The 4,675-nt window shown below is 59.1% G+C and carries 8 protein-coding genes; 3 read left to right on the top strand and 5 right to left on the bottom strand.

Features of this window, described 5'->3' with window-relative positions:
* Positions 1–430 (top strand): NAD(+) synthase (nadE, locus tag Q0341_RS12900; protein ID WP_299514026.1); only part of this gene is annotated, 430 nt, incomplete at its 5' end.
* Between the two features lie 35 nt (positions 431–465).
* On the top strand, positions 466–804 hold the full coding sequence (locus Q0341_RS12895; protein ID WP_298597322.1) for a P-II family nitrogen regulator: 339 nt from the start codon (positions 466–468) through the stop codon (positions 802–804).
* 85 nt (positions 805–889) lie between these two features.
* Here Q0341_RS12895 and Q0341_RS12890 read toward each other — a convergent pair whose 3' ends face one another.
* From Q0341_RS12890 to Q0341_RS12870, 5 genes are all read right to left on the bottom strand, one after another.
* Entirely contained in the window at positions 890–1,528 is a 639-nt protein-coding gene (locus Q0341_RS12890) for a TIGR00730 family Rossman fold protein (RefSeq protein WP_299514024.1), read from the bottom strand.
* 19 nt (positions 1,529–1,547) lie between these two features.
* Positions 1,548–2,066 (bottom strand): RDD family protein, encoded by a 519-nt coding sequence (locus Q0341_RS12885; protein ID WP_299514022.1) that lies wholly within the window; start codon positions 2,064–2,066, stop codon positions 1,548–1,550.
* Between the two features lie 80 nt (positions 2,067–2,146).
* Complete coding sequence (locus Q0341_RS12880; protein ID WP_299514020.1) at positions 2,147–2,845, bottom strand: DUF3106 domain-containing protein; 699 nt, start codon at positions 2,843–2,845, stop codon at positions 2,147–2,149.
* The gene (locus Q0341_RS12875) at positions 2,838–3,281 is read right to left on the bottom strand and encodes a DUF3619 family protein (protein WP_299514018.1); all 444 of its coding nucleotides are present in this window, start codon (positions 3,279–3,281) and stop codon (positions 2,838–2,840) included. Before Q0341_RS12875 ends, Q0341_RS12880 begins: the two co-directional genes overlap by 8 nt.
* Entirely contained in the window at positions 3,278–3,844 is a 567-nt protein-coding gene (locus Q0341_RS12870; RefSeq protein ID WP_299514016.1) for an RNA polymerase sigma factor, read from the bottom strand. The genes Q0341_RS12875 and Q0341_RS12870 overlap by 4 nt, the downstream gene beginning before the upstream one ends.
* 300 nt (positions 3,845–4,144) lie before the next feature.
* On the opposite strand from Q0341_RS12870, the gene Q0341_RS12865 reads away from it, so the two are divergent.
* The coding region (locus tag Q0341_RS12865) for a thiamine pyrophosphate-binding protein (protein ID WP_299514014.1) at positions 4,145–4,675 on the top strand (531 nt) is incomplete at its 3' end.

Here is a 4,675-nt window from a genome sequence, read left to right as displayed (position 1 = left end):
GGGTTATTGCACGCTGTATGGCGACATGGCGGGCGGTTTTGCGGTCATCAAGGACGTGGTCAAGACCCGCGTTTTTGACTTGGCGCGCTGGCGCAACCTGAATGACCCGTATGGCACGGGCAGCCAGCCGATCCCCGAGCGCATCATCACCCGGCCGCCCAGCGCCGAGTTGCGCCCAGACCAGAAGGACGAGGACAGCTTGCCCGCGTATGAGGTGTTGGACGCGATCATCCAGCGCTACATGGAAAACGACGAGGGCGTGGAGGCGCTGATTGCCGACGGTTTTGAGCGGGACGATGTGGAAAAAGTCACCCGCCTGATCAAGCTCAACGAGTACAAACGCCGCCAGTCGCCGGTGGGCATTCGCGTGACGCACCGCAGTTTTGGCAAAGATTGGCGTTATCCTATGACCAACAAGTTTCGCGCCTGATGGCGTGTTTTGAACATCATTAAAGGACTTTTCCCATGAAACAGATCACCGCAGTCATCAAGCCTTTCAAACTCGAAGAAGTCCGCGAAGGCTTGGCCGAATGTGGCGTGACCGGCTTGACGGTGACCGAAGTCAAGGGTTTTGGTCGCCAAAAAGGCCATACCGAGTTGTACCGCGGCGCTGAATACGTGGTCGACTTTTTGCCTAAGGTGAAGGTCGAAGTCGTGGTCAAGGACGAAGACGTGGACACCTGTGTGGACGCCATCGTCAAGGCGGCGCGCACCGGCAAGATCGGTGACGGCAAGATTTTTGTGACCTCGGTGGAGCGTGTGGTGCGCATCCGCACTGGCGAGCAGGACGAAACGGCGATTTGAGGGGGTGAGTGCAGGGCATTCTGCGATGGCCTGCACTTTGAACTTGGGGCGTGTGGTGCTGCAACCACCACGCCATCCGGCTCGATCAGAGCAGTTCGACTTTGGCGCGGGGTGAAAAGCCCGCTTTTTGCACCAGACTTTGCAGCAGCGCTTTGGGCTCGGTGCCCAGCGTGACGAGTTCGGTTTGCCAGTCGGCCATGAAGCCTTGCGCAACCACTTGGCCAATGAAGGCCATCAGGCCGTCGTAATAACCCAGGCTGTTTAAGATCCCTACGGGCTTGTCGTGGTAGCCCAGTTGTCGCCAAGTCCAGACTTCGAACAGTTCCTCAAACGTGCCAATGCCGCCGGGCAAGGCCAAAAAGGCGTCGGCTTTCTCGGCCATGAGGCGTTTGCGCTCGTGCATGGTGTCCACCACATGCAGCTCGGTGCAGCCGTGGTGCGCCCATTCTTTTTCAACCAAGGCGGTGGGGATGATGCCCACCACCGTGCCGCCTGCGGCCAGGGTGGCTTCGGCCACCAAACCCATCAGGCCGTTGCGCCCACCGCCATAGACCAATTGGCCGCCATGCTGGCCGATCCAGGTGCCCACTTGAACGGCAATTTGTGCAAATTCGGGTTGGTTGCCGGGCTTGGAGCCGCAGTAAACGCAAACTGAAAAAGCAGTTTCAGCCTTGTGGCTGCTGGCGCTGCTGGCGCTGTTTGTGCTGTTGGTAGGGGAGGTCATGTGGGTCAAGCAGTGGGTCTCAGCGGTCTGTGACGAGGCGGGTGCCCGCCCACGCGTCGTGCCAGAACTGTTGTTGGGCCTGAAATCGGCTGAGCAAGGCCCAGACCAAGACCCAGCCCAGCGTCAGCACCCCGACTTCGCCGGGGGGCAAGCCGAAGGGCAAGGTCAGCAGCAATGGAGGCAAAAACCAGAGCCAGCTCAGCACATAACGCCACAAGGCGCGGCTTTGGCTCAAGGGCTGCCCTGTGGCCGAGACCACCCGGATGTGCCAAGTTTTCATGGCCAGGGTTTGGCCCCTGTGCCAAAACCAGGTGAAGTAAATGCCCAAAACCAGAAACAAAAAGGCCTGCAAGCCGGGCCGGTTGTCCAGTGCGTGGCGGGTTTGGCTGAGCGTTCCGAACAAATAACCGGCGATGAAGACAACACCGAAGAGCAGCATGCCTTCGTAAAGCCAGCAGGCCATGCGGCGTCTGAGCGAGGGGGCTTGGAGAGGGTGTTTGGGCTTGGTCGTTGGGGTGGCGGGTGCACTCTGGGTCATGGCAGCGATGGCATCAGGAGGGGTGAGCGAAAACCGGCATCATCGCACGCGAGCGCACAGGCCTCTTGCGTGTGGTGAGGTCAAAACGGCTGGGGCAGCAAGGTTTTGGGGTGCACCGGCCGCGAGAGTGCGACGCGTGGGGTGGCTTGAGAGGCGTTCACGGGCAGCAAGGGTGGCCTCACCAGGCGGCTGCTGGGTGGGGTGGTGCTGCGGGCGGCACTTTTGACCGGGGGTTTGGGCCCGGATGAGAGTGTCCTTTTTTCTTGAGCCGTCAGCGCTTGGTAGGCCTCCCATTGCGCCCGCTTGTCTTGGATGGTCAGGGACTGTGCGCTGTTGAAGTTGAAACGAGCCTGGTTGCGTTGTCTGGGGGTCAGGGTCGCCCAATCACGCATGCGAGCGTGCAGGGTCATTTGTTCTTCGTCGCTCAGCGCCAAAAAGCTTTTGGCGAGGGTGCGCCATTTTTGTTTTTGGGCCGCTGTGAGTGTGTGCCATTCGCTGGACAGAGGGGCAAGCGCTTGTTTTTGGCGTTTGCTCAGCGCTTGCCATTCGCGCGATGCTGGTTTGGCCGGCGCAAGCGCCGTGACCGTGGGTTGGCCCGCAACGATGGCGTTCTGTGGCTGCGTCTGAGCTTGGACCTGGGCGCAGAAAAGGGTGATCAGTGCGGCCGAGGCCGCCAGAGTCAGACCACTGGACACAAGCCAAGCGCATGCCAAGCGTGTGGCGGTCCACGCCGCAGGCCACAATCGGCCAAAGGCTTGACCGTGCGCCGCTTCAATCATGGCGTGGGGCTGGAGAGGTTTGCTGCTTGAGGAATTGCACAAAGCCTGGGTCGGTGTAGGCGGCTGGGGGCAATTCGTCCAGCAAAAGGGCCGAGTCAAGCGAGGCGATACTGGATTCGGCCATGTCTTGCTGCATGTCCTGAATGAACATCAAGCCCAAGATGAGTGCCAATAAGGGAAAGGTTGACACCGACAGTCGCCAGAGGTTGAGGCCTTCTTCGGGCGCTGCGGTGAGCGTGCCATTGGTCTGCGTGGCTTGGCTCTGGCGCAGCAAACGCTGCGGGACAGGTTGCGCCTGCAATGCCCTTTGGCGTGCGATCCGCAAGCGCTCGCTGATGTCGTGGTCCAGATGCAGGGCCGCCCCGTTCAGTCGAGCGGCCAAAGCCTGGCCCCAAAGGTCCATGTCGGCGGTGGTGTGTGTCTGGGAATGTTTCATGGTTTCATGCCTTGGTGGGCCAAGGTTTTACTCAAGGACTGGATGGCGCGGGAGCAATGGGTTTTGACGCTGCCTTCGGAGCAGCCCATCACGGCGGCGGTTTCAGCCACGTCCAGCTCCTCCCAATAACGCAGCAGGAAGGCTTCTCGTTGACGTGCGGGCAGGCCCATGATGGCTTTTTCAATATGTTCCAGGGTTTGTACCTGCCCCAGCCACTGCTCTGCGCTTTGGCTGGTCTGGGCATCGGCATCACCAGAGGTGACCTCCAGCAAGTCGAAATCGCCCAGGTCATCGCGGTGGTCAAAGTCGTCGCGGTTTGAAAACAAGGCTTGGCGCGTCTTGCGGCGGCGAAACCAGTCCAACACCGTGTTGGACAAAATACGTTGAAACAGCAAAGGCAGCTCTTGGGCGGGCTTGTCGGCGTAATGGCTGCACAGCTTGATCATGCTGTCTTGCACGATGTCCAACGCGCCCTCCTCATCGCCAACATGGTAGAGAGCCCTTTTAAAGGCTTTCTTTTCAGCGATTTTCAAGAAATCTGAGAGTTCTGTGTCCGAGGCCAACTTGCGTGCAGCGGGGGGCTGTTTCCTAAGGGTAAAACGGTTGATAACCGGCGAAACAGCCGTTGCAATGGGCAAAAATGATGCTTTTTGCGCTTGCAATCGGTTTGGATTTTGAAAGCTGGGCCATCTTCAGTGCGATAATACCGGGTTGCAATTGAAAAAACGCAAACGGATCACCGTCCGGCACTTTTACAGTTTGGTGCCCATGTCTGTGGTCTCAAGTCCCAAAGCCACTTCACAAGAGTCGAGCCAAGGGGCACCCAAGGTTTTTCGTTAGAGAAATTCACAAAGGTTGAATATATGGAAATCAATAAAGCCGAAATGGCATCCGCTGCGTCCGTCGCTTCTTCTGGTCAAGAGTTGCGTGGGGCCGAAATTTTGGTCAAAGCGCTGCAGGCCGAAAACGTCGAGTTTGTCTGGGGTTACCCCGGTGGGGCTGTGCTCCACATCTACGACGCTTTTTACAAACAAGAAACCATCCAGCACGTTTTGGTGCGCCACGAACAAGCTGCCGTGCACGCTGCCGACGGCTATGCCCGCGCCACGGGCGAAGTGGGTGTGGCGCTGGTCACTTCGGGCCCCGGCCTGACCAACGCTGTGACCGGCATCGCCACCGCTTACATGGACAGCATCCCCATGGTCATCATCAGCGGGCAGGTGCCCACTGCGGCCATTGGCCTTGATGCCTTCCAGGAATGCGACACCGTGGGCATCACCCGCCCCATCGTCAAGCACAACTTCCTGGTCAAAGACGCCAAGGACATGGCCGAGGTCATGAAAAAAGCCTTCCACATTGCCCGCACTGGCCGTCCTGGTCCGGTGGTGGTGGAT

This window comes from uncultured Limnohabitans sp., assembly GCF_937889215.1.
Taxonomy (GTDB): Bacteria; Pseudomonadota; Gammaproteobacteria; order Burkholderiales; family Burkholderiaceae_C; genus Limnohabitans_A.
The sequence above is the reverse complement of the archived record's forward strand: the minus strand, read 5'-3'. Positions and strand labels throughout refer to the sequence as shown.